Below are 24,903 nucleotides of genomic sequence, written 5' to 3'. Positions count from 1 at the left end.
CGACAATATGCTGGACCTATCCACTCCCAGCCCAGCGTTGGCGGACGAAACGGAAACCTTGTCCGAAAACGTCTTTCGGCGCATCCAAGCGGCCATCGTCAAGGGCGACATCGCCCCGGGCAGCAAAATTTCCGAGCCGGAGCTGGCGCGGACCTACGGCATCAGCCGCGGGCCGCTGCGCGAGGCCATCCACCGCCTCGAAGGCCAGCGCCTGCTGGTGCGCGTGCCGCATGTCGGGGCGCGGGTGGTGTCGCTCAACCATGCCGAGCTGATCGAGCTGTACGAAATCCGCGAATCGCTCGAAGGCATGGCCTGCCGCCTGGCCGCCGAGCGCATGAGCCAGGCCGATATCGACGAACTGCGCCGGGTGCTCGACACCCATGAGCGCGATGCGGCGTTCCAGGCGGGTGTCGGCTACTACCAGCAGGAAGGTGACTACGACTTCCACTACCGGATCATCCAGGGCAGCGGCAACCAGACCCTGGTCAAGATGCTGTGTGGCGAGCTGTACCAGCTGGTGCGCATGTACCGCATCCAATTCTCCGCCACGCCCAATCGGCCACGCCAGGCGTTTGCCGAACACCACCGGATTCTCGATGCCATCGCCGACCGTGACGGTGAACTGGCCGAACTCCTGATGCGCCGCCACATCGGCGCGTCCAAACGCAACATCGAGCGTCACTACCTGGACGCCAACGACAATAGCCCACGAGGTGATTCATGACTGTGAAGAGCACGCCCGGCCAACGTTTCCGCGACGCGGTTGCCGCCGAACATCCCTTGCAGGTAGTCGGCGCCATCAACGCCAACCATGCCCTGCTGGCCAAGCGCGCCGGCTTCAAGGCCATCTACCTGTCCGGTGGCGGCGTGGCCGCAGGCTCGCTGGGCCTGCCGGACCTGGGTATCAGCGGCCTGGACGATGTGCTCACCGATGTGCGCCGCATCACCGACGTCTGCGACGTGCCGCTGCTGGTGGATGTCGACACCGGCTTCGGTGCCTCGGCGTTCAACGTGGCGCGTACCGTGCGCTCGATGAGCAAGTTCGGCGCAGCGGCGATCCACATCGAAGACCAGGTTGGCGCCAAGCGTTGTGGCCACCGCCCGAACAAGGAAATCGTCACCCAGCAGGAAATGGTCGACCGTATCAAGGCCGCCGTCGATGCCCGTACCGATGACAGCTTCGTGATCATGGCGCGCACCGATGCCCTGGCCGTCGAAGGCTTGAATGCTGCGTTGGACCGTGCCGCAGCGTGCGTCGAGGCCGGCGCCGACATGATCTTCCCGGAGGCCATTACCGAGCTTTCGATGTACAAAACCTTCGCTGACCGTGTGCAAGCGCCGATCCTGGCCAACATCACTGAATTCGGCGCCACCCCGCTGTACACCACCGAAGAGCTGGCGTCGGTCGACGTGTCGCTGGTGCTGTACCCGCTGTCGGCGTTCCGCGCCATGAACAAGGCGGCCGAGAATGTCTACACGGCGCTGCGTCGTGACGGCACCCAGAAGAATGTGGTCGACACCATGCAGACCCGCATGGAGCTCTACGATGCCATTGGTTACCACGCCTTCGAGCAGAGCCTCGATGCGTTGTTTGCCCAGAAGAAAGGATAAGTGACTGCCTGTGCTGGCCCTTTCGCGGGACAAGCCCGCTCCCACAGGTCCAGCACAAGTTTCAAAAGCTGTGATGGACCTGTGGGAGTGGGTTTGTCCCGCGAAGAGGCCGGTACAGGCAAACCAAATTAGCCAGCAAGAAATCCATAACAAATTCAAGAAAGGAGAAACACCATGGCCGAAGCAAAAGTACTCAGTGGCGCAGGCCTGCGTGGCCAGGTGGCCGGCCAGACCGCACTGTCGACCGTTGGCCAGGCCGGTGCCGGCCTGACCTACCGGGGCTACGACGTCCGTGACCTGGCGGCCGGTGCTGAATTCGAAGAAGTGGCCTACCTGTTGCTGTACGGCGAGCTGCCGACCCAGGCCGAGCTGGCTGACTACAAGCACAAGCTGAAGGGCCTGCGTGACCTGCCGCAAGCCCTCAAGGAAGTGCTCGAACGCATCCCGCGCGACGCCCACCCGATGGACGTGATGCGCACCGGCTGCTCAGTGTTGGGCACCCTAGAGCCCGAACTCACCTTCGAAGCCCAGCACGACAAGACCGACCGCCTGCTGGCGCTGTTCCCGGCCGTGATGTGCTACTGGTACCGCTTCACCCACCATGGCGTGCGCATCGACTGTACCAGCGATGAAGACACCCTCGGCGGGCATTTCCTGCACCTGCTGCACGGCAAGAAGCCGAGCGAGTTGCATGTCAAGGTGATGAACGTGTCGCTGATCCTCTACGCGGAGCACGAATTCAACGCCTCGACCTTCACCGCACGCGTCTGCGCTTCGACCCTGTCCGACTTGTACTCCTGCGTCACCGCCGCCATCGGCTCGCTGCGTGGCCCGCTGCACGGCGGTGCCAACGAAGCGGCGATGGAGCTGATCGAACGCTTCCAGAGCCCGCAGGACGCCACGGCCGAGCTGCTCAAGATGCTGGAGCGCAAGGACAAGATCATGGGCTTTGGCCATGCCATCTACAAAGAGTCCGACCCACGCAACGAGGTGATCAAGGGCTGGTCGAAGCAACTGGCTGACGAGGTCGGTGACAAGGTCCTGTACCCAGTGTCCGAAGCCATCGACAAGACCATGTGGGAGCAGAAACGCCTGTTCCCTAACGCCGACTTCTACCATGCGTCGGCGTATCACTTCATGGGCATTCCGACCAAGCTGTTCACCCCGATCTTCGTCTGCTCGCGCCTGACCGGCTGGGCGGCGCACGTGTTCGAACAGCGTGCCAACAACCGCATCATCCGCCCGAGCGCCGAGTATGTCGGCGTCGAACAGCGCCAGTTCGTGCCGATCGAGCAGCGCTGAATAGATCTAGAGAGGCAACCCGTTCCCTTGTGGGAGCGGGCTTGCCCGCGAAGGCGTCAGACCGGGCAATCGATGTGCACCTGCTGACGCCTTCGCGGGCAAGCCCGCTCCCACAGGGACGGAGCAACCTTCCGAATCCTGTGACCGAGCCTGATTCCATGATGAACACCGCATTCCGCAAGCACCTGCCAGGCACCGACCTGGACTACTTCGATGCCCGCGCGGCAGTCGAGGCTATCAAGCCCGGCGCCTACGACGGGTTGCCCTACACCTCGCGCGTGCTCGCCGAAAACCTGGTGCGCCGCTGCGACCCCGCCACCCTCGACGCCTCGCTCAGCCAACTGATCGAGCGCAAGCGCGACCTCGACTTCCCGTGGTTCCCGGCGCGCGTGGTGTGCCACGACATCCTCGGCCAAACCGCTCTGGTCGACCTGGCCGGCCTGCGTGACGCCATTGCCGACAAGGGCGGCGACCCGGCCCAGGTCAACCCGGTGGTGCCGGTGCAGTTGATCGTCGACCACTCCCTGGCGGTCGAATGCGGTGGTTTCGACCCACAGGCGTTCGAGAAAAACCGTGCCATCGAAGACCGCCGTAACGAAGACCGTTTCCACTTCATCAACTGGACCAAGAAGGCGTTCAAGAACGTCGACGTGATCCAGCCGGGCAACGGCATCATGCACCAGATCAATCTGGAGAAGATGTCGCCGGTGATCCACAGCGACCGCGGCGTGGCCTACCCGGACACCTGCGTTGGCACCGACAGCCACACCCCGCATGTCGACGCCCTGGGCGTGATCGCCATTGGTGTCGGCGGCCTGGAAGCCGAGAACGTGATGCTTGGACGTGCCTCGTGGATGCGCCTGCCGGAAATCGTCGGCGTCGAGCTGACCGGCAAGCTGGCGCCGAACATCACCGCCACCGACCTGGTGCTGGCCCTGACCGAGTTCCTGCGTAAACAGAAAGTCGTCGGCGCCTACCTGGAGTTCCATGGCGAGGGTGCCCGTGCCCTGACCCTGGGCGACCGCGCGACCATCTCCAACATGGCACCTGAATACGGCGCCACTGCGGCGATGTTCGCCATCGACCAGCAGACCATCGACTACCTCAAGCTGACCGGCCGCGAAGAGCAGCAGGTCAAGCTGGTGGAAACCTACGCCAAGGCCACCGGCCTGTGGGCCGACAGCCTGGCCGGCGCCGTCTACGAGCGTACCCTGAGCTTCGACCTGTCGAGCGTGGTGCGCAACATGGCCGGCCCGTCCAACCCGCATGCCCGCGTGGCCACCAGCGACCTGGCGGCCAAGGGCATCGCCGGGGCTTGGGAAGACGTCCCGGGGCAAATGCCGGACGGGGCGGTCATCATCGCCGCCATCACCAGCTGCACCAACACCAGCAACCCGCGCAACGTGATCGCTGCGGGCCTTTTGGCACGCAATGCCAACAAACTGGGCCTGGCGCGCAAACCCTGGGTCAAATCTTCGCTGGCGCCAGGCTCCAAGGCTGTGCAGCTGTACCTGGAAGAAGCGGGGCTTGAGAAAGAGCTGGAGCACCTGGGCTTTGGCATCGTCGCTTTCGCCTGCACCACCTGCAACGGCATGTCCGGTGCGTTGGACCCGGTGATCCAGCAAGAGATCGTCGAGCGTGACCTGTATGCCACTGCGGTGTTGTCGGGTAACCGCAACTTCGACGGGCGCATCCACCCTTACGCCAAGCAGGCGTTCCTGGCCTCGCCGCCGCTGGTGGTGGCCTACGCCATCGCCGGGACCATCCGGTTCGACATCGAGAAGGACGTGCTGGGCGTGGTTGACGGCAAGGAAATCCGCCTCAAGGATATCTGGCCGAGCGATGAAGAAATCGACGCCGTGGTGCGTGCCTCGGTCAAGCCGGAGCAGTTCCGCAAGGTCTACATCCCCATGTTCGCCATCGAGGAAGACCGTGGGCCGAAGGTGGCGCCGCTGTACGCGTGGCGCCCGATGAGCACCTATATCCGCCGTCCGCCGTACTGGGAAGGCGCCCTGGCCGGTGAGCGCACCCTGCGTGGCATGCGCCCGCTGGCGGTGCTGCCGGACAACATCACCACCGATCACCTGTCACCGTCCAACGCCATCATGATGGACAGCGCGGCGGGGGAATACCTGGCGAAAATGGGCCTGCCGGAAGAGGACTTCAACTCCTACGCCACCCACCGTGGCGACCACCTGACCGCCCAGCGCGCCACCTTCGCCAACCCCAAGCTGTTCAACGAAATGGTGCGCCAGGACGACGGCAGCGTGAAACAGGGCTCGTTGGCGCGCATCGAGCCGGAAGGCAAGGTGACCCGCATGTGGGAGGCGATCGAGACCTACATGGAGCGCAAGCAGCCGCTGATCATCGTCGCTGGTGCCGACTACGGCCAGGGCTCGTCCCGTGACTGGGCGGCCAAGGGGGTGCGCCTGGCGGGTGTCGAGGCGATCGTGGCCGAAGGCTTTGAGCGCATTCACCGCACCAACCTGGTGGGCATGGGCGTGCTGCCGCTGGAGTTCAAGCCGGGTACGGACCGCAACACCCTGGGTCTGGATGGCAGTGAGACCTATGATGTGCTCGGTGAGCGCAAGCCGCGTGCAACGCTGACGCTGGTGGTTACCCGTCGCAATGGCGAGCGGGTCGAGGTGCCGGTGACCTGCCGCCTGGATACCGCCGAGGAAGTGTCGATCTACGAGGCGGGCGGGGTGCTGCAGCGCTTTGCCCAAGACTTCCTCGAAGCTTCTGCTTGAGTGTTTGGGGCTGCTTTGCAGCCCATCGCCGGCAAGCCGGCTCCTACAGGGATAGCGCTTTGCGCCGTAGCTGTAGGAGCTGGCTTGCCGGCGATGGGCCGCGCAGCGGACCTAAGGGTTATTGCATTTTCAGACAGGACAGCACAGCAATGGCACACGCACCACAAATCAAGATCCCCGCCACCTACATCCGTGGCGGTACCAGCAAAGGCGTATTCTTCCGCCTGGACGACCTCCCCGAGCAGGCGCAGATCCCAGGCCCAGCCCGCGATGCGCTGCTGTTGCGGGTCATCGGCAGTCCCGACCCCTACGGCAAGCAGATCGATGGCATGGGCGGCGCCACCTCGAGCACCAGTAAAACGGTGATCCTCTCGCGCAGCATCAAGCCCGAACACGACGTCGACTATCTGTTTGGCCAGGTCAGCATCGACAAGGCCTTCGTCGACTGGAGCGGTAACTGCGGCAACCTGTCTGCCGCAGTCGGTTCCTTCGCCATCAGCAGCGGCCTGGTCGACCCGGCGCGGGTGCCGCGTGACGGCATCGCGACCGTGCGCATCTGGCAGGCCAATATCGGCAAGACCATCATCGCCCACGTGCCAATCACCGAAGGTGAAGTACAGGAAACCGGTGATTTCGAACTTGACGGCGTGACCTTCCCGGCGGCCGAGGTTCAGCTGGAGTTCCTGGACCCAGCTGCCGACGAAGAGGGTGCAGGTGGGTCAATGTTCCCAACCGGCAACCTGATAGATGACCTGGAAGTGCCAGGGGTTGGCACGTTCAAGGCAACCCTGATCAATGCGGGTATCCCGACCATCTTCGTCAATGCCAGCGATATCGGCTACACCGGCGCCGAGCTGCAAGACGCGATCAACGGTGACCCGCAAGCGCTGCTGCGCTTCGAGACAATCCGTGCCTATGGCGCCGTGCGCATGGGGCTGATCGAGCATGTCGACCAGGCGGCCGGGCGTCAGCACACGCCGAAAGTGGCCTTCGTCGCGCCACCGAGCACCTACACTGCGTCCAGTGGCAAGGTGGTTGCGGCGGCTGACATCGACCTGCTGGTGCGTGCGTTGTCCATGGGCAAGCTGCACCACGCGATGATGGGCACTGCTGCGGTCGCCATCGGTACCGCTGCCGCCATCCCAGGCACGCTGGTCAACCTCGCCGCCGGCGGGCGCGAGCGCAGTGCCGTACGGTTCGGTCACCCTTCCGGCACCCTGCGGGTTGGCGCCGAAGCGCGTCAGGTGAAGGGCGAATGGACGGTGACCAAGGCAATCATGAGCCGCAGTGCTCGCGTGCTGATGGAAGGCTGGGTGAGGGTGCCTGGCGATAGCTTCTGACGCACCACTGGCGCTCGGCGTTCGATGACTGGGGCCGCTTCGCGGCCCATCGCCGGCAAGCCGGCCCCCACTCCGAACCTGTGGGAGCCGGCTTGCCGGCGATGGGCTGCCAGGCAGCCCCACAATCACAGGAGCTGCAAATGAGCGCCAACGTGGACCTTAACCAGCGCCCGGACTACGACCGGGTGCTGCAAACCCTCGCCGACTACGTCCTCACCTACCGGGTCGAATCCCCAGAGGCACTGGACACCGCGCGCAACTGCCTGATGGACACCCTGGGCTGCGGCCTGCTGGCCCTGCGCTTCCCCGAGTGCACCAAACACCTCGGCCCGCTGGTGGAAGGCACGGTGGTGCCGAATGGCGCCCGTGTGCCCGGCACCGCCTACCGCCTCGATCCGGTCAAAGCCGCCTGGGACATTGGCTGCATCGTGCGCTGGCTGGACTACAACGACACCTGGCTGGCCGCCGAGTGGGCGCACCCTTCAGACAACCTCGGCGGCATTCTGGCCGTGGCCGATCACCTGTCGCAAAAACACGTAGCAAAGGGTGAAAGCCCACTGCTGATGCGCGAAGTGCTCGAAGCCATGGTCATGGCGCACGAGATCCAGGGCGTGTTGGCGCTGGAGAATTCGTTCAATCGTGTGGGCCTAGACCACGTGATCCTGGTCAAAGTGGCCTCCACGGCCGTGTGCGCCAAGCTGATGGGGGCCAACCGCGAGCAACTGCTGTCGGCGTTGTCGCATGCCTTTGTCGATGGCCAGGCGCTGCGTACCTACCGCCATGCACCCAACGCAGGCTCGCGCAAGTCCTGGGCTGCCGGCGATGCGTCCAGCCGGGGCGTGCGCCTGGCCGATATCGCGCTGCGTGGCGAGATGGGTGTGCCTGGCGTGCTCACGGCGCCGCAATGGGGTTTCTATGACGTCTCATTCAGTCATACCAACAAGGACCTAGCGCTCAAGCCCTCTGCTCAGCAGGAGTTGCGCCTTCCGCAGCCCTTGGCCAGCTATGTGATGGAGAACGTGCTGTTCAAAGTCAGTTTTCCGGCCGAGTTCCACGCCCAGACGGCCTGTGAAGCCGCCGTGCTGCTGCACCCGCAGGTGCGCAATCGCCTGCATGAGGTGGACCGTATTGTCATTACCACGCAGGAGTCGGCCATTCGCATCATCTCCAAGGTCGGCTCACTGGCCAATGCCGCTGACCGTGATCACTGCCTGCAGTACATGGTGGCGGTGCCGCTGATTTTTGGGCATCTGGTGGCCGAGCATTACGAGGATGTCTTCCACGCCGCCCACCCGAGTATCGACCGCCTGCGCGACAAGATGGAGGTGGTCGAGGACCCGCGCTTCACCCGTGAATACCTGGAGGCTGACAAGCGCTCAATCGCCAACGGCTTGCAGGTGTTTTTCAAGGATGGCAGCAGCACCGAGCAGGTCGTGGTGGAGTACCCGGTCGGGCACAGGCGTCGGCGCGGGGAGGGCATACCGTTGCTGGAGTCGAAGTTCAGGGAGAACCTGGCGACGCGGTTTGCGCGGCAGCGGTGTGAGGCGATTTTCGAGCTGTGCGAGGATCAGCAAAAGCTGGAGGCGACGGCGGTGCACAGGTTTGTGGATTTGTTCGTGATGTGAGGTTGCCAGTGCGCTCCTCTTCGCGGGGCAAGCCCGCTCCCACAGGGGCCGAGCAAACCTTGACTGCCCCCAGAAAATTGGATGGGTGTCCAACTTCTTGGGGACAGTCCAAACCCTGGGAGCGGGCTTGCCCCGCGAAGAGGCCCGAGAGGGCAATAAAAAAAACCCAGCATTTCTGCTGGGGTTTTTTCTTACAGCTTACTGCTGATTACGCCTGAACAACCGGGATTTTGGCGTTGGCCGCAGCCTCGCGGAACTCGGCGATCTGGTCGAAGCTCAGGTAGCGGTAGACGTCGGCAGCCATGCTGTCGATGTCTTTCGCGTACTGCATGTACTCTTCGACGGTCGGCAGTTTGCCGATGATCGAAGCGACAGCAGCCAGCTCGGCCGATGCCAGGTACACGTTGGTCGCGTCGCCCAGACGGTTCGGGAAGTTACGGGTCGAGGTGGAAACCACGGTCGAACCGGTCTGCACACGTGCCTGGTTACCCATGCACAGCGAGCAGCCTGGCATTTCCATGCGCGCACCGGCCTTGCCGTAGATGCCGTAGTAGCCTTCTTCGGTCAGCTGGTGAGCGTCCATCTTGGTTGGCGGGGCCAGCCACAGACGGGTCGGAATGCCACCCTTGACCTTCTCCAGCAGCTTGCCGGCTGCGCGGAAGTGGCCGATGTTGGTCATGCACGAACCGATGAACACTTCGTCGATCTTCTCGCCCTGTACCGAAGACAGCAGGCGGGCATCGTCCGGGTCGTTCGGCGCGCAGAGCACAGGCTCTTTGACGTCGGCCAGGTCGATTTCGATGATTTCGGCGTATTCGGCATCGGCGTCGGCCGACAGCAGCTCAGGCTTGGCCAGCCAGGCTTCCATGGCCTGGGCGCGACGCTCCAGGGTGCGGGCATCGCCGTAGCCTTCGCCGATCATCCAGCGCAGCAGGGTGATGTTGGAAGTCAGGTACTCGGCGATGGCCTTTTCTGGCAGCTTGATGGTGCAACCGGCAGCCGAACGTTCAGCCGAGGCGTCGGACAGTTCGAACGCTTGCTCGACGGTCAGTTCGTCCAGGCCTTCGATTTCCAGGATGCGGCCGGAGAAGGCGTTTTTCTTGCCCTTCTTCTCGACGGTCAGCAGGCCCTTCTGGATGGCGTAGTAAGGGATGGCATGCACCAGGTCACGCAGGGTGATGCCAGGTTGCAGCTTGCCCTTGAAACGCACCAGGATCGACTCTGGCATGTCCAGCGGCATGACGCCGGTGGCGGCAGCGAAGGCCACCAGGCCGGAACCGGCCGGGAACGAGATGCCGATCGGGAAGCGGGTGTGCGAGTCACCACCGGTACCGACGGTGTCAGGCATCAGCATGCGGTTCAGCCAGCTGTGGATGATGCCGTCGCCTGGGCGCAGCGACACGCCGCCACGGGTGCGGATGAAGTCTGGCAGGGTGTGGTGGGTGGTGACATCGATCGGCTTCGGATAGGCCGCAGTGTGGCAGAACGACTGCATGACCAGGTCAGCGGAGAAGCCCAGGCACGCCAGGTCTTTCAGCTCGTCGCGGGTCATCGGGCCAGTGGTGTCCTGGGAACCGACGGTGGTCATCTTCGGCTCGCAGTAGGCACCTGGGCGCACGCCCTGGCCTTCTGGCAGGCCGCACGCACGGCCGACCATCTTCTGCGCCAGGGTGAAGCCCTTGGTCGAAGCGGCAGGCTGCTCCGGTTTCTTGAACAGGTCGACAGGGCCCAGGCCCAGCTCGGCGCGGGCTTTATCGGTCAGGCCACGGCCAACGATCAGCGGGATACGACCACCTGCGCGGACTTCGTCCAGCAGCACTTCGGTTTTCAGCTCGAAGTTGGTGACCAGTTCGTCGCTGCCGTGACGGCGCACTTCACCTTTGAACGGGTAGACGTCGATGACGTCGCCCATGGCCAGGTTGGTGCAGTCGAACTCGATTGGCAGGGCGCCGGCGTCTTCCATGGTGTTGTAGAAGATCGGGGCGATCTTGGTGCCGAAGCAGAAGCCACCGGCGCGCTTGTTCGGCACGTACGGAATGTCGTCACCGAAGAACCACAGCACCGAGTTGGTGGCGGATTTACGCGACGAACCGGTACCGACCACGTCACCCACGTAGGCAACTGGGAAGCCTTTGGCCTTGACCGCTTCGATCTGGGCCAGAGGGCCAACCGACCCTGGCTGCTGTGGCTCGATGCCGTCACGGGCCATTTTCAGCATGGCCAGGGCGTGCAGCGGGATGTCAGGGCGCGACCAGGCGTCCGGGGCAGGGGACAGGTCGTCGGTGTTGGTTTCGCCAGGCACCTTGAACACGGTCAGGGTGTACTTGTCGGCGATGGCCGGACGCGAGGTGAACCACTCGCCGGCAGCCCAGGACTCAAGCACGGCCTTGGCGTGGACGTTGCCCGCCTTGGCTTTTTCGGCCACGTCGTGGAAGGCATCGAACATCAGCAGGGTGTGCTTGAGCTTTTCGGCCGCGACGGCGCCCAGTTCGGCGTCATCCAGCAGCGCGACCAGCGTTTCGATGTTGTAGCCGCCCTGCATGGTGCCCAACAGCTCGGTCGCGAGCTTGCGGTCGACCAGCGGGGATTTTGCTTCGCCCTTGGCCACGGCGGACAGGAAAGCAGCCTTGACGTAGGCAGCTTCGTCTACCCCTGGCGGTACACGGTTGGTGAGCAGGTCTACGAGGAAGGCTTCTTCGCCGGCCGGCGGGTTTTTCAGCAGCTCGACCAGGCCTGCAGTTTGTTCGGCGTTCAGCGGCTGGGGCACGATACCCAGGGCGGCACGCTCTTCGATGTGTTTGCGGTAGGCTTCAAGCACAGTTATTACCCTCATCAGTGGTCCCTAAAGGGAGTCCGGGACGCTCATCCAGCATTCCCTGCACCCATGCGCAATGACGGCTTCTTGGGCCGCCCAGCCAGGGTCGCAGAGAATCCTTACAGAAGCTGCTTTCAAAGTTTTACGCCTGCAGAACGGGGAGCTGATGAGGGCTGGCACGGGCATGCGAGGGTGCATGGCCCGGGCCAACGCCGTTCTACCGGATTAACTGTGCTCGTGACGCTTTGAAAACAGCTTCCAACGGACATTGTTGCCTTGAAAAGGCCGGGTGATTCTACGGCAAAAAAAGCCTGAAGGTAAGGCGGCGAAGATGACTTTAACGAGTGACCCTGGTTAGACAAAGGGCTAACATGGGCCCGTGTTCCACCGCCAAGCCGTTGTTTTTCATGTCCAACAAGTCCATCAAGACCCCTTGCGTCGGCCTGTGCTCCACGGTGTACGGAGACACCGTATGCCGTGGCTGCAAGCGTTTTCACCATGAAGTGATCAACTGGAACGGCTACGACGACGCGCAGAAGCGCGCCGTGTGGCTGCGTCTGGAGCAATTGCTGGTGCAGGTGATGATGGCCAAGCTGGAAGTCTTCGACAAAAGCCTGCTGCGCCTGCAATTGGAGCAGCGCTCCATCCGCTTTGTGGAGCAACAGTCGGAATACTGCTGGGCCTACCAGTTGATCGCCCGTGGGGCACGGATGATCCGCGACCTGGAGGCTTACGGCATGGTATTGCTGCCGGAGTTTCGAGGCTGGGAACTGCCGCAGTTGCGCGACGCCATCGACCGCGAGTTCTTTCTGCTGTCCGAGGCGCATTACCAGCGCTATATCGCACCGAGCTTCTTGCGCGATGCCCTGGAGAATGGGCAGGGCTGAAATTTCACTGGCCTCTTCGCGGGGCAAGCCCGCTCCCACAGGATGCTGCGTATTAACTGTGGGAGCGGGCTTGCCCCGCGAAGAGGCCAGTGAAGATACCGGCTCAGTCGCCGGTATATTCGCACCCGCTGGTGCAGGTCTCGTGAATGCGCACCTTCGACAGTTCTGGCAGCAATGGTTTGACCTGCTCCCAGATCCACTTGGCGATCACTTCGCTGGTGGGGTTTTCAAGGCCTGGAATGTCATTCAGGTAGTTGTGGTCCAGCTGTTCGTAGATCGGCTTGAAGATCGCCTTGATCTCGGAAAAATCACGGATCCATCCGGTGTGCGGGTCAAGCGGGCCGGTCAGGTGCAGGCCGACCTTGAACGAGTGACCATGCAGGCGACCACACTTGTGCCCGGCAGGGACGTGCGGCAGGCGGTGGGCCGATTCGAATGTAAATTCCTTAAAGATTTCCACGCTGTCAGAACTCTGTATGAATCAAGAATGCGCGCAGTTTATCATGGCGCCAGCTGTTTTCAGGTTGAATTAAGGACCGCTGGGTAATCTTAACCCCGTAGACAACTTGAACATCTCTCAGGAGAGAAGACACGATGAAAACCTTGACTGCCCTGTTCACCGCCGCCGCCCTTACCCTGGGCGCCAATGCCGCTTTCGCCAAGGACGTTCAGCCTGACGAAGTGGTCAAACTGGTCAACGCCAAGACCATCAAGTCGCTGGATGAGCTGAAAGCCACCGCCATGGCCAAGCACCCAGGCGCCACGGTCGAAGACTCGGAACTTGAAGACGAATACGGCCGCTACATCTACAAGGTCGAGCTGCGCGACGCACAGAACGTCGAGTGGGACGTCGACCTGGATGCCAAGACCGGTGAAGTACTCAAGGACGCGCGAGATAACTGATGATCCCCTTACCGCGGCCGGCGCGATACCTCGCGCTTTCGCTGCTGGCTGTCTGCTCCCTGGCGGCTGCCCGTGACCTGGATCAGGACGAGGCCCTGGCGCTGCGCCAAAAGGGCGTCATCCTGCCGCTCGAGCAGCTGCTGGAAACCGCCCTGGGGCGTCACCCCGGGGCGCGTTTGCTGGAGGCCGAGCTGGAAGAAGACGACGATCGCTACGAATACGAAGTCGAGTTGCTGACTGCCGAAGGTGTGGTCCGCGAAATCAAGCTAGACGCCAGTACCGGTGCCCTGCTCAAAGACGAGGAAGACGACTGAATGCGCCTGTTGCTTGTCGAGGACAATGTCCCGCTGGCCGATGAACTGATCGCCGGCCTGCAGCGCCAGGGCTACGCCGTGGACTGGCTGGCCGATGGCCGCGATGCGGTGTACCAGGGCCAGAGCGAACCCTACGACCTGATTATCCTGGACCTCGGCTTGCCAGGCTTGCCGGGGCTCGACGTGCTCGCCCAGTGGCGTGCCGCTGGCCTGGCCACGCCAGTGCTGGTGCTGACCGCCCGCGGCTCCTGGGCCGAGCGCATCGAAGGCCTCAAGGCCGGTGCCGACGACTACCTGAGCAAACCCTTCCACCCCGAAGAGTTGCAGTTGCGCATCCAGGCGTTACTGCGCCGTGCCCGTGGCCTGGCCAACCAGCCCACCTTGGAAGCCGCCGGCCTGCACCTGGATGAAAGCCGGCAGTGCGTGAGCCGTGACGGTGTCGATATCCAGCTGACCGCTGCCGAGTTTCGGCTGCTGCGTTATTTCATGCTGCATCCGCAGCAGATCCTGTCCAAGAGCCATCTGGCCGAGCACCTTTACGATGGCGAGACGGAGCGCGATTCCAACGTCCTTGAAGTGCACGTCAACCACCTGCGCCGCAAGTTGGGCCGCAGTGTGATCGAGACGCGCCGCGGGCAAGGCTATATCTACGCCGGGAGCGTTGCGTGAAGTCGATTCAGGCGCGGTTGAGCCTGGGTTTGGTGGCCGTGCTGGTGGTGGTGGGTGTGGTGCTGGCGCAACTCACCCTGTGGCTGTTCGAGGCGGGCCTGCAGCGCTATCTGGAAAACGGCTTGCGCAAGGAAAGCGAGAACCTGCTGGTGGCCCTGGTGCGGGGGCCTTCAGGTTTGCAGCTGGACGAGCGGCGCATTTCTGCGGCCTATCAGCGGCCGTTTTCCGGGTATTACTTTCGCATCGATTTTGACAACGGTACCTGGCGCTCGCGTTCGCTGTGGGACCTGGACATGCCCAAGCCCGCCGCTCCTGGGCTTTCCGATAGCCACGAGCTGGGCCCAGAGGGGCAGCAATTGCTGGCGCTGCGTGCTGACTATCGCCGCCTAGGCCAGGACATCTCGATCAGTGTGGCGCAGGATTACTCACCGGTGCGTGAAGGCTTCCGGCGCATGCAGCAGATCGGCCTGGGCATGGGGCTGGTGGCGTTGATACTGGTGCTGGTGCTCCAGCGCGTCACGGTTAAGCGCTCATTGCGCCCGCTGGAGCGTGCCCGCCAGCAGATCGCCCAGTTGCAACAAGGGCAGCGCTCGCAACTGGATGCCGAAGTGCCTGTCGAGCTGGCGCCGCTGGTGGGGCAGATCAACCACTTACTGAGCCACACCGAAGACAGCCTGCGGCGCTCGCGCAATGCCTTGGGCAACCTTGGCCATGCGCTGAAGACGCCGTTGGCGGTCTTGCTGAGCCTGGCGTCCAGCGCGCGTTTGGAGGGCCTGCCGGACGTGCGCGAGCAAATGCGCGCGCAGCTTGAGCACATTCAGCAGCGCCTGGCACGCGAACTCAACCGCGCTCGCCTGGCGGGTGACGCCTTGCCCGGTGCCCAGTTCGATTGCGATGCCGAATTGCCGGGGTTGTTGAGCACCTTGGGCATGATCCACGGTGAAGGCCTGTTGCTTGAGCGGGACGTACCGCCTGGGCTGCTGTTGCCGTGGGACCGCGAGGACGTTCTAGAGTTATTAGGCAACCTGCTGGACAACGCTTGCAAATGGGCAGACTGCGAAGTACGCCTGGGCATTGCACCGAGCGACGGCGGTTACCGGCTGTGGGTCGACGATGATGGCCCAGGTATTCCAGAAAGCCAGCGCCTGCAGGTGCTGGAGCGGGGCTCGCGGCTGGATGAGCAGGTCGATGGGCATGGCCTTGGGCTGGGCATCGTGCGCGATATCGTCGAGGCTTGGGGCGGGCAACTGGCGTTGCTTCAGAGCCCGTTGGGCGGGTTGCGGGTGAGCATCGACTTGCCGCGCAGGGCTAGATAATGCCGGGGCCGCTTCGCGCCCCTTTCGCGACGCAAGGCCGCGCCCACAGAACTGTCGCAGCGGGCCTGTGAGCAGATCACCACTGCAAAAAAATTGCAGTACAGGCGCATTTTTTTGAATTGGCCCTCGCCAATCCCACCCGGCACAATCCCCGCACGAAACTTCCCAGTTTCCATCTCTCCACGGACGGAGCCCCTTGCGCTATTGCTCTGGCAATACAGGGCCCAGGCCAGCGCGGCTGGGCTTTCTTTTTAACCAGAAAAACTACGATTTCGATTATTCACATGCCTGCTTCGCGTTCCGAAAGTCGTCTGCAGCGGCTGTTGCCCGCACCCCTGAATATCCCCCCCAAAGAATGGCTGCGCGCTGGTATCGGCGCCTTGCTTGGCTTGTTCTTGGCCGGCTGGCTGACCAGCATGGCCTATGGCCCTGGCATCGCTTTGCACCTTCTAGGCCCTTTGGCCGCTTCGGCAGTGTTGGTATTTGCCGTGCATTCCGGCCCTTTGGCCCAGCCCTGGCCCGTGCTGGGCAGTTACGCCCTGGCGGGCGCCGTCGGCCTGGCCATGCGCCAGGGTTTCGGGCCTGAGCTTTGGGTGGCTGCTACTGCCCTGGCGCTCTCGGTACTGGTGATGTGCCTGTTGCGCTGCCTGCACCCACCGGGCGGCGGTGTGGCGGTCAGTGCGGTGCTGGCCGACCCGGGCCTGACCGCGTTAGGGGATCACCTGCTGGAGCCGGTGCTGCTCAATGCGCTGATTCTGGTGGCAGTGGCGGTGGTCTACAACCGCCTGACTGGCGTGCGTTACCCCAAAGGCGCGGCCCCACGCAAAGAGCTGCATCACACCCACGACCCGCTGCCCAGCGAGCGTGTCGGGGTCAGCGGCGCCGACCTGGACCAGGCCCTTGAAGAGCTGGGCGAGTTCGTCGATGTCACCCGGGACGAACTGGAGCGCATCATCCTCGCCACCGAACAGCATGCCTTGCAGCGCAGCCTGGGCGGTATCACAGCAGCCTCCGTGATGTCGCGTGATGTGCAGTTCGCGTCACCGGACACCACCCTGGAGCAGGCGTGGAAGCTGCTGGCCAGCCACCACCTGAAAACCCTGCCGGTGCTCCAGCATGGCAAGCTGGTCGGCATCGTCAGCTTAAGTGACCTGGTAGGGCCGGCCATGCAGCGTGGGCGGTTCCGCTGGCGCGGCCTGTTCGGGCGCAAGGGAGTGCGCATGGAGCAGGTGATGAGCCGGCGGGTGGTCAGTGTCAGCAGCCAGCACCCGCTGGAGCGCCTGCTGCCTTTGCTGTGCGAACAAGGGCTGCACTGTCTGCCGGTGCTCGACAACGGCCAACTGGTCGGGGTGGTCACCCAGACCGACCTTATCGCCGGCCTCAAGCGCCAATTACTGAGCGCCGCCGGCAGTGCCTCAGATAACCGGGTCCCAGCGCTGTGACCAATCGCTGGCGCCGGCAGCCACCAGCTGGCGGAGTATCGCGAAGGCCTGTTGCAGCGCTTCGCTGTCGCGCTTGCGCGGGTACACCAGAAACGTCGGATAGGTGAACTCTGGCGCCTGCGGCACGCGCTCGAACACGCCGCTGTCCAGGTAAGCCTGCACCACGCGGGTACGGAAGTAGCCACTGCCGCCCTGGTCGAGGATGAACTGCAGGGCCAGCGGCCCGAGGTTGAAACTCAGTGCCGGGCGCGCGCAGTCGGGCAGGGCGGCGTCGTGCTGGCGGCGGAACGCCTCGCCCCAGTCGATATAGATGTACGGGTCAGGCTGATCGACCCGGCGCACGCGGATCAGCTTCTCTTCCATCAACTGCTCAACTTGCAGGCCTGGCCCGTAGGTCGGCTGATAGACCAGCGCGGCGTCCAGCAGGCCCATTTCGACCTTGCGCAGCAGCGATTCGCCGTCGCTCACTTCGCTGCGGATGGCATGGCTGGGCAGTTCGCGGTGCAGCGCACTGACCCAGTCGAGCATCATCGGGTTGCCCAGGCTCACTTCGCCGCCCACATGCAGTACCTGCTGGCAACCTTCGGGCAGCGGCAGGTCGCGGCGCGCCGCTTCCCAGGTCTGCACCAGCTGGTTGGCATAGCTGACGAAGGCCTCACCATCGCTGGTCAGGCTGGCGCCGTTGCGGCTGCGCACGAACAACTGGCAGCCCAATTGCTGCTCAAGGCGCTGGACCCGCGCCGTGATCGCCGTTTGTGACACGAACAGGCGTTCGGCGGCGGCGACCAGGCTGCCGCAGCGCACGATTTCCAGAAAGGTACGGGCCTGATCGATGTCCATGGGCTGCTCGGTGGCTAAAAGGGGCGGCCTATTCTAGAGGCTTTGCACCGTTATGGGGCGTATTCGTGTTATTTGCAAATTTGCAGGTCGGTTGTGACTTTAGTCCCATGGCGCGCCCGGCGTGGCGGTCCATACTCAAGTTTCGCCCTTCAATAACAACAAGTACCGGGTTCCCTTCGACATGAGCTATCAGCACAGCTACGCCCATTCCATCGCCCATCCTGCCGCGTTCTGGGCCGAGCAAGCCGCGCACCTGGCCTGGCACCGCAAGCCTTCCCTGACCTTGCAGGAAAACCCTGACGGCACCCACCGCTGGTTTGCTGACGGCCGCCTGAACAGCTGCCACCTGGCACTCGACCATCAGATCGAACAAGGCCGTGGCGAGCAGTTGGCGCTGATCTACGACTCGCCGGTGACCGGTACTCAACAGACGTATACCTACCGCCAGCTACGCGACGAGGTGGCACGCCTGGCCGGTTTGCTGCGCCAATTGGGGGTTGGCAAGGGCGATGGGGTGATCATCTACATGCCCATGGTGCCGCAGGCGGCCATGGCCATGCTGGCGTGCGCGCGGATAGGCGCGGTGCATTCGGTGGTGTTCGGCGGTTTTGCCGCCAACGAGCTGGCCTTGCGCATCGATGATGCCCGGCCCACGTTGCTGTTGACGGCGTCCTGTGGCCTGGAGTTCGACCGGGTAATCGAATACAAGCCGCTGGTCGATCGTGCCCTGCAGTTGGCCCGTCACCAGCCGCGCAACGTGCTGGTCCTGCAACGCCCCCAGGCCACCGCCCAGTTGCAGCCAGGCCGCGACCTGGACTGGCAGCAGGCATTGGCAACGGCCGAGCCGGTGGCCCCTGTCGAGCTGGACGCCGGTGACCCGCTGTACATCATGTACACCTCCGGCACCACCGGAAAGCCCAAGGGCATCGTGCGTGAAAACGGCGGCAACGCGGTTGCGCTGTGCTATGCCATGCGCCACATCTACGGCATGCAGGCGGGCGATGTGTGGTGGGGTATTTCTGACGTGGGTTGGGTGGTGGGCCATTCGCTGATCGTCTACGGGCCGTTGATGAGTGGCTGCACCACGGTGTTCTACGAAGGCAAGCCGATCCGCACCCCGGACGCCTCCGCCTACTGGCGCGTGGTCGAGCAATACAAGGTCAACGCGTTATTTTGCGCGCCGACCGCCATGCGGGCCATCCGCAAGGAAGACCCGGACGGTGAGCTGATCAAAGGACACGACCTGAGCTCGCTGCGCCAGTTGTTCCTGGCGGGGGAAAAACTCGATTCAAGCACCCACGAATGGCTGGAGCGGGTCACTGGCAAACCTGTGCACGACCATTGGTGGCAAACCGAGACCGGCTGGCCGGTCACCGCGCCCTGCGTTGGGCTGGAGGGCAGCGCGGCGCGTGCAGGGTCGAGCAATCGCGCAGTGCCGGGTTACCACGTGCGTGTATTGGACGATGACGGCCATGTGCTGGGGCCGAACCACCAGGGGTCGATCGTAATCGCGCTGCCGTTGCCGCCTGGGTGCAGCCAGACGCTGTGGGGCGATCACGAGCGCTACCTGCAAGCGTACCTGCGCACCTACCCGGGCTACTACCACACGGGCGATGGCGGCTACTTGGACGATGACGGCTTCGTCTACATCATGGGGCGCACGGACGACGTGATCAACGTCTCTGGGCATCGCCTGTCCACCGGTGAAATGGAGGACCTGGTGGCGCGTCACCCGGCCGTGGCCGAGTGCGCGGTGATCGGCGTGCATGACGATATCAAGGGTCAGGTGCCGTTGGCGCTGGTGGTGCTGAAAGATGGCGAGGGCATTGCCGAATCGCAGTTGCTGGTGGACCTGGTCGGCAGTGTGCGCGAAGAAATCGGTGCGCTGGCGTGTTTCAACCGGGTGCGGTTGGTCAAGCGGCTGCCCAAGACCCGGTCGGGGAAAATTTTGCGCGCGGTGCTGCGCAAGATTGCCGATGGGCAGGACTATGTGCCGCCGTCGACCTTGGATGATCCGGCGGTGTTAGGGGAGATCGAGGCGGTATTGGCGGACCTGCCACGGGCGGGTTGAGTCGGTGGTATTGATGGCCCATTCGCGGGGCAAGCCCGCTCCCACAGGAAGCCCCCGGCTTTCAGGTTCGGTGACATGCCGGTGGGGCTTGCCCCGCGAATGCGCCAGTTCAGCCAACAAAGTACTCAGGCCCCACCTGATGCAACTGCCCCAAGCGGCTGCGGGTGCGCATCAGGTCGGCAATCGCTCCGCCCAGGCTTTCGTCCAGCGGCCGCCGCCCGATCACTGTCACCTGCTTGTCCTGGTCATACAGCACATCCACCAGGTTGACGAACCGCTGCTGTGCTGCCAGCGAACATTCAGACAGGTCGTCCAGCCCATCGATCACCCACGCATCGTACTGCGCCGCCAGTGCCAGGTAATCGATCACCGCGGTGGGCTGTTCGCACAGGTCGTCGAAGGCGAACATCACCTGCCGGTCGTTACTGGCCAGCACGCGCAGGCTGCGTTTATTGATGTCCAATGTGGCCGGCTGCGCGTCCGGTACGTTCGCCGTCTGGCGTTGCTCGGCAGTGCCGGGCCACACATAGTGCCCCTGGGTAAAACGCTGATGCTCGCGGTTGGCCGGCAGGCTGCGAAAGTCGGTGTCGCCACCGACTTCCAGCACCTGCATGCGCCCGTTGATCAGGCGGATCACTGGCAGGAAGCGTTCGTGGTATAGCGGATTGGGCAGCAGGCCTTCAGGTGCATAGTTCGACGTTACCAACAGGAAAACCCCACGCTCGAACAGCGCGGTGAACAGCCGAGTGAGCAGCATGGCATCGCCGATGTCATGCACATGGAACTCGTCGAAGCACAACACCCGGCACTGGCCAATCAGCTCGTCCAAGGTAGCGCCCAGTGCATCGTCCAGCGCGCGGTGGCGGTGCATGCCCTGGTGCAGGCGGGCAAAAAAATCATGGAAGTGCAGGCGTCGTTTGGCCTCTACCGGCACAGCCTGGAAAAACCCGTCGAGCAGCCAGCTTTTGCCGCGGCCGACCGAGCCGTGCAGGTACAGGCTGCACGGTTGCCCGTGTTCCAGCTGCGCCAGTTGCTCGGCCATGCTGTGGATGACCCGGCGTTGGCCGTCACTGAGCTGGTAGCCACGGCTGCACGCCTTGTCTTCGAACCAGGCCAGCAGTTCGCTTTCAGGGGCAGTGTTGGCGCGCAGGCGCTGGCCGAGCTGACGCAGCGGGGTAGGGATCCAGGCAGGCAAATCGATAGCTCCTTGGTCGATGGCAGTGCAGGGCGCAGCTTGCGCGACGGTCGCCATTTTGACCAATAGAGAAAGCAGTGGGCAATGATCGCCTGACGAGATAGGTCGAGCGCCCGCTTAGGCTTTGCGCTCCAGCTGGCGCTCGATCATGTACTTCACCGTCAAGCGGCGCTCCTTGAGGTGGCGCAGGTCCTCGTCGACGAAGTTGCCGGCCGAGATAGATTCGGCGGCCAGCACCTGGTTGTCGATGTCCATGTACTCGTCCAGCAGGCGGTCGAGGGCTTTGTCTTGCTGGCGACGTTGCTGGACGATTTCTCGCGGGTAGTGCAGGTCTTGGTAAAGGTCGTGTGAGACAGGCATGGATACCTCCTTGGTCAATGAATGCGCCTATCTGATTGGAAAGGTGAAATGCGAATGTGTTGAAGCCATGCAGGCGGAAAGCGACGGATGGTTGCCGGGATGGGGTATTGGCAGAGGGAAGGAACTAACTTGCTGTTTTAAAGCATTTTTTTTACATCAGGGGGTTCACAGGCCGAAAGAATGTTGTTAAAGTGCCGCGCATTCCAAGACAACAACCCAGTTGTCACTCAGTTGGAATTGTCAGGGCAGCGTTTGCTGCATCTCGATACAGGGGCGTCGCCAAGCGGTAAGGCAGCAGGTTTTGATCCTGCCATGCGTTGGTTCGAATCCAGCCGCCCCTGCCATTTTCTGATTCAACTTATTATGTCTTCCCGGTGCTTAGCCAGATAAGCGCTGGGTTTTGTCGTTTCTGTTCTTAAGTCCCGCCATGCCCGCCAAACTGTAGGAGCAGCCTTGTGCTGCGAAGAGGCCGACAGCCGCAGCGGACATTCCCTGACGGTCACTGGCCTCTTCGCAGCACAAGGCTGCTCCTACAGTTGGCGTGCGTACAGCAGGTACAGCTGGCGAGCATACAACAGGTGCTGTAAAGCTACGCCGAGACCCGCAGCAATTCACTCAGCACCCGCGCCAATTCTTCGGCCTGCACTGGCTTTTGAATCACCAGGCTACCGGGCAGCTCCAACCCTTCCAGCTCCGCATACCCCGTCAGAAACACCACCGGTAAACGCGGGTGTCGCTCGCGCGCTGCCAGGGCCAACTGCGCGCCATTGAATTCGGGCATGGCGAAATCGGTCAGCAGCAGGTCGATGCCGTCGTCGAGCAATGCCAGTGCCTGTTCGCCGCTGTGTGCCTGGCGCACCTGATAGCCGTACTGGCGCAGCACATCGCCGAGCATGTCGCGTACCAGGTGGTCGTCATCCACCAGCAAGACAGTGTGGTTTTGGCCACTGTCACCGATCGGCTGGGAAACCTCTGGCACCACAGGCTCGCTCTGCGCTTTACCCTTGACCGCCGGCAGGTACACCGCCACTTGGGTGCCGCGCCCGGGCACGGTGTCAATGCGCACGCCGCCACCCGACTGCTTGGCGAAGCCAAACACCTGGGCCAGGCCAAGCCCCGAACCCTTGCCGATGTCCTTGGTGGTGAAAAACGGCTCGAACACTTTGGCCAGCACATCTTCGCTCATGCCGCAGCCGGTATCGCGGATGCTCAGCATCACGTACTCGCCAGGGTCCGGGTCTTCCGGGCGCTGGGGGCGGGCCTCGATGTGTGTGTTGCGGGTGTAGAGGGTCAGTTGGCCGCCGTCGGGCATGGCGTCGCGGGCATTGATCGCCAGGTTGAGGATGATCATCTCGGTCTGGGTCGGGTCGGTCAGTGCTTGCCACAGGTGCGGGTCCAGGTCCAGGCGCACCGACACGTTACCGCCCAGGGTTCGGCGCAGCAGTTCTTCAAGGCCGGCCAGTGTCCGGTTCAGGTTCAGCGGCACGGGCTCCAGGCGCTGGCGCCGGGAGAAGGCCAGCAACTGCGAGGTCAGCTTGGCACCGCGTTCGCCTGCTTCACGGATGTGTGTGAGGCGGGTACGTGCTTTGTCCAGGTCGGCCTTGTTCAGGTCCCGTTCAAGGAAGCTGGCACCGGTGAGGATCACCGTCAGCAGGTTGTTGAAGTCGTGCGCCACACCCGCGGTCAACTGGCCGACCGCTTCCAGGCGCTGCATCTGTTGCAGCGCAGCCTCGATACGCTCGCGTTCGGTGATTTGTTCACGCAGGCGGGTGTTGGCCTCGGCCAGCCCCAGGGCGGACTCGCGCTCGCTGGTGATGTCGCGGGCCACCACGTACAGCAGGGTGTCTTCGGGTACCACCACCCAAGACAGCCAGCGTTGCTGGCCGCCGGCATGCAGGATGCGGCCGACAAAGCGCGCGCTGGTGCGGCCGTGGGCGAGGGCGGCCAGCTCCGTGAGGAAAAGCTCCTGATCGGACTCGGGCAGCAGGTGCAACAGTGACGTTTGGCTCAGGCGTTCGCGCGAAAGGCCCAGGCTGGCTTCCCAGGCTGGGTTGAGGGCGACCGGAGTGAGGTCTTTGTTCAGCACCGCCAACAAGTCTTGCGACAGCTCCCAGGCGCGGTCGCGTTCACGGGTACGGCGCTCGACCCGTTCGCCAAGCATCTCGTTCAGTTGCTTGAGGGCGAGGGTGGCCTGGCGTTGGGTGTGAATGTCCTGCAGCACGCCAGAAAAGCGCACGCACTGGTCATCGACGAACTGGCTCTGGCCGCTGCTGAGCAGCCAGCGGGGTTCCAGGCCGTGGGGTTGCGCGATGCGGAACTCGACCCGGTAGTGGCCGCCGCTCTCGGGGCGCATGGCATGCTCCACGGCGTCGCGGACCATGGCCAGGTCTTCGGGGTAGATACCCGCGAAGAACACGTCCAGGGTCATTTCGGTACTGGTGGGCAGCCCGAACAAGGTCTTGCAGCGGTCGTCCCACAGCAACAGGCCTTCCTGTGGGCGCAGGTCCCAGGTGCCCATGCCGGCGGCGTCGATGGCGATGCGGGCGCGCGCCTCGACATCCGCCAGCGCTTCTTCGGCGCGGCGCCGACGCTGGCGTTCCTGCACTTCGGTCAACGCCCGGCGCACGGCCTTTGGCAGCAGCGGCAGGTTTTTTTTCAGTACATAGTCGGTAGCACCCAGGCGGATCATCTCCACCGCGTGCTCTTCGCCGTAGATGCCGGAGAGGAAGATGAACGGGGTGTCTGGCGCCAGGCGCTGGGCGATGGCCAGCACGTCGGTACCGGACGAGCCGGGCAGCACACAGTCGCAAAGGATCAGGTCGTAGTGGCTCTCACGCAGGGCGTGTTCGACGCCGACATGATCGAACACCAACTGCGACTGAACGTGCAGCCCGCTGCGCTCCAGGCGCAGCAGGGTCAGCTCGGCGTCCATCGAGCTGTCTTCGACCATCAAGAGTTTCAGCGGCGTTGGCAGCATGTTCGCGTTGGCCTCAGTTGCTGCCGCGGCGGTTTAGGCGCAGCGAGCCGGGTGGCGGTTCGTTGAGCACGGCCCAGAACACCCCGAGGTCGGAGATGGCGGCGACGAATTCCTTGAATTCCACGGGCTTGACCACGTAGGCATTGACCCCCAGTTCGTAGGCGCGCAACAGGTCGGGCTCCTCCCGCGACGACGTTAGCATCACGGTCGGGATGCTGCGCAGGTCAGGGGTGGTGCGAACTTCCTTGAGCACTTCCAGGCCATCGACTTTGGGCAGTTTCAGGTCCAGCAGCAGCACGGCGGGGTTGCCACCGTCGCGTTCGGCATAGGCATTGCGGCGCAACAGGTAGTCGAGCGCATCGGCGCCGTCACGCAGCACGATGACTTCGTTGGCCAACTGGCTGCGCTCCAACGCCAGCAGCGTCAGCTCCAGGTCCCGGGGGTTGTCTTCTACCAGCAGGATAGGTTTGAGCATGATGGTACAGG

Annotated in this window: 20 protein-coding genes and 1 tRNA gene; 14 read left to right on the top strand and 7 right to left on the bottom strand. The window is 63.4% G+C overall.

Features of this window, described 5'->3' with window-relative positions:
• The first annotated feature begins 7 nt into the window (after positions 1–7).
• The 6 genes from HU764_RS16925 to prpD all read left to right on the top strand — a co-directional run bounded on the left by HU764_RS16925 (position 8) and on the right by prpD (position 8,628).
• On the top strand, positions 8–724 hold the full coding sequence (locus HU764_RS16925) for a GntR family transcriptional regulator (RefSeq protein WP_027593922.1): 717 nt from the start codon (positions 8–10) through the stop codon (positions 722–724).
• Positions 721–1,611 (top strand): methylisocitrate lyase, encoded by an 891-nt coding sequence (gene prpB / locus HU764_RS16920; protein ID WP_027593921.1) that lies wholly within the window; start codon positions 721–723, stop codon positions 1,609–1,611. Before HU764_RS16925 ends, prpB begins: the two co-directional genes overlap by 4 nt.
• A gap of 174 nt (positions 1,612–1,785) precedes the next feature.
• On the top strand, positions 1,786–2,913 hold the full coding sequence (prpC, locus tag HU764_RS16915) for a bifunctional 2-methylcitrate synthase/citrate synthase (RefSeq protein WP_186678954.1): 1,128 nt from the start codon (positions 1,786–1,788) through the stop codon (positions 2,911–2,913).
• A 161-nt stretch (positions 2,914–3,074) separates the two neighbouring features.
• Positions 3,075–5,663, top strand: coding sequence for a Fe/S-dependent 2-methylisocitrate dehydratase AcnD (gene acnD, locus HU764_RS16910; RefSeq protein ID WP_186679063.1), 2,589 nt, complete (start codon positions 3,075–3,077; stop codon positions 5,661–5,663).
• A gap of 149 nt (positions 5,664–5,812) precedes the next feature.
• A complete protein-coding gene (gene prpF / locus HU764_RS16905) occupies positions 5,813–7,003 on the top strand; it encodes a 2-methylaconitate cis-trans isomerase PrpF (protein ID WP_186703373.1) in 1,191 nt (396 codons plus the stop codon).
• A gap of 140 nt (positions 7,004–7,143) precedes the next feature.
• Positions 7,144–8,628 (top strand): 2-methylcitrate dehydratase, encoded by a 1,485-nt coding sequence (prpD, locus tag HU764_RS16900; RefSeq protein WP_186703372.1) that lies wholly within the window; start codon positions 7,144–7,146, stop codon positions 8,626–8,628.
• Positions 8,629–8,836: 208 nt separating this feature from the next.
• On the opposite strand, the gene acnB is transcribed toward prpD, so the two are convergent.
• Positions 8,837–11,446, bottom strand: coding sequence for a bifunctional aconitate hydratase 2/2-methylisocitrate dehydratase (acnB, locus tag HU764_RS16895; protein WP_186679057.1), 2,610 nt, complete (start codon positions 11,444–11,446; stop codon positions 8,837–8,839).
• A 404-nt stretch (positions 11,447–11,850) separates the two neighbouring features.
• On the opposite strand from acnB, the gene HU764_RS16890 reads away from it, so the two are divergent.
• Positions 11,851–12,330, top strand: coding sequence for a DUF1289 domain-containing protein (locus HU764_RS16890; protein WP_172960418.1), 480 nt, complete (start codon positions 11,851–11,853; stop codon positions 12,328–12,330).
• Between the two features lie 103 nt (positions 12,331–12,433).
• On the opposite strand, the gene queD is transcribed toward HU764_RS16890, so the two are convergent.
• The gene (gene queD / locus HU764_RS16885; protein ID WP_033699061.1) at positions 12,434–12,790 is read right to left on the bottom strand and encodes a 6-carboxytetrahydropterin synthase QueD; all 357 of its coding nucleotides are present in this window, start codon (positions 12,788–12,790) and stop codon (positions 12,434–12,436) included.
• Between the two features lie 134 nt (positions 12,791–12,924).
• On the opposite strand from queD, the gene HU764_RS16880 reads away from it, so the two are divergent.
• From HU764_RS16880 to HU764_RS16860, 5 genes are all read left to right on the top strand, one after another.
• Entirely contained in the window at positions 12,925–13,233 is a 309-nt protein-coding gene (locus HU764_RS16880) for a PepSY domain-containing protein (protein WP_186703371.1), read from the top strand.
• Entirely contained in the window at positions 13,233–13,547 is a 315-nt protein-coding gene (locus HU764_RS16875; protein WP_186678922.1) for a PepSY domain-containing protein, read from the top strand. The genes HU764_RS16880 and HU764_RS16875 overlap by 1 nt, the downstream gene beginning before the upstream one ends.
• Positions 13,548–14,216 carry a response regulator transcription factor gene (locus HU764_RS16870; protein ID WP_027593911.1) on the top strand — a complete coding sequence of 223 codons (669 nt, stop codon included), beginning with the start codon at positions 13,548–13,550 and terminating at the stop codon, positions 14,214–14,216. It begins immediately after the preceding gene.
• Positions 14,213–15,532: an ATP-binding protein gene (locus HU764_RS16865; RefSeq protein ID WP_186703370.1), complete on the top strand. Its 1,320-nt coding sequence runs from the start codon at positions 14,213–14,215 to the stop codon at positions 15,530–15,532. Before HU764_RS16870 ends, HU764_RS16865 begins: the two co-directional genes overlap by 4 nt.
• 284 nt (positions 15,533–15,816) lie before the next feature.
• A complete protein-coding gene (locus tag HU764_RS16860; protein ID WP_186703369.1) occupies positions 15,817–16,974 on the top strand; it encodes an HPP family protein in 1,158 nt (385 codons plus the stop codon).
• Here the strand turns inward: HU764_RS16860 and HU764_RS16855 are convergent.
• A complete protein-coding gene (locus HU764_RS16855) occupies positions 16,948–17,814 on the bottom strand; it encodes a LysR family transcriptional regulator (RefSeq protein WP_085273236.1) in 867 nt (288 codons plus the stop codon). The two genes, HU764_RS16860 and HU764_RS16855, sit on opposite strands and share 27 nt — an antisense overlap.
• A 181-nt stretch (positions 17,815–17,995) precedes the next feature.
• Here HU764_RS16855 and HU764_RS16850 point away from each other — a divergent pair, with 181 nt between their 5' ends.
• Positions 17,996–19,885 (top strand): propionyl-CoA synthetase, encoded by a 1,890-nt coding sequence (locus HU764_RS16850; RefSeq protein WP_186703368.1) that lies wholly within the window; start codon positions 17,996–17,998, stop codon positions 19,883–19,885.
• Positions 19,886–19,994: 109 nt separating this feature from the next.
• Here the strand turns inward: HU764_RS16850 and zapE are convergent, their stop codons facing one another.
• Positions 19,995–21,080, bottom strand: coding sequence for a cell division protein ZapE (gene zapE / locus HU764_RS16845; RefSeq protein ID WP_186703367.1), 1,086 nt, complete (start codon positions 21,078–21,080; stop codon positions 19,995–19,997).
• 117 nt (positions 21,081–21,197) lie between these two features.
• Positions 21,198–21,440, bottom strand: a complete 243-nt coding sequence (locus HU764_RS16840) for a hypothetical protein (RefSeq protein WP_027593905.1) — start codon at positions 21,438–21,440, stop codon at positions 21,198–21,200.
• 269 nt (positions 21,441–21,709) lie between these two features.
• Between HU764_RS16840 and HU764_RS16835 the strand changes: the two genes are divergently transcribed.
• A tRNA-Gln gene (locus HU764_RS16835) sits at positions 21,710–21,784 on the top strand.
• A 245-nt stretch (positions 21,785–22,029) separates the two neighbouring features.
• On the opposite strand, the gene HU764_RS16830 is transcribed toward HU764_RS16835, so the two are convergent.
• The gene (locus HU764_RS16830; protein WP_186703366.1) at positions 22,030–24,417 is read right to left on the bottom strand and encodes a hybrid sensor histidine kinase/response regulator; all 2,388 of its coding nucleotides are present in this window, start codon (positions 24,415–24,417) and stop codon (positions 22,030–22,032) included.
• 13 nt (positions 24,418–24,430) lie between these two features.
• Positions 24,431–24,892, bottom strand: a complete 462-nt coding sequence (locus HU764_RS16825; RefSeq protein ID WP_027593903.1) for a response regulator — start codon at positions 24,890–24,892, stop codon at positions 24,431–24,433.
• Positions 24,893–24,903 lie beyond the last annotated feature (11 nt).

It is taken from the genome of Pseudomonas kermanshahensis, from assembly GCF_014269205.2.
Lineage (GTDB): Bacteria > Pseudomonadota > Gammaproteobacteria > Pseudomonadales > Pseudomonadaceae > Aquipseudomonas > Aquipseudomonas kermanshahensis.
Note: the sequence above shows the minus strand (reverse complement) of the source record. Positions and strands in the feature narration are given on the sequence as shown.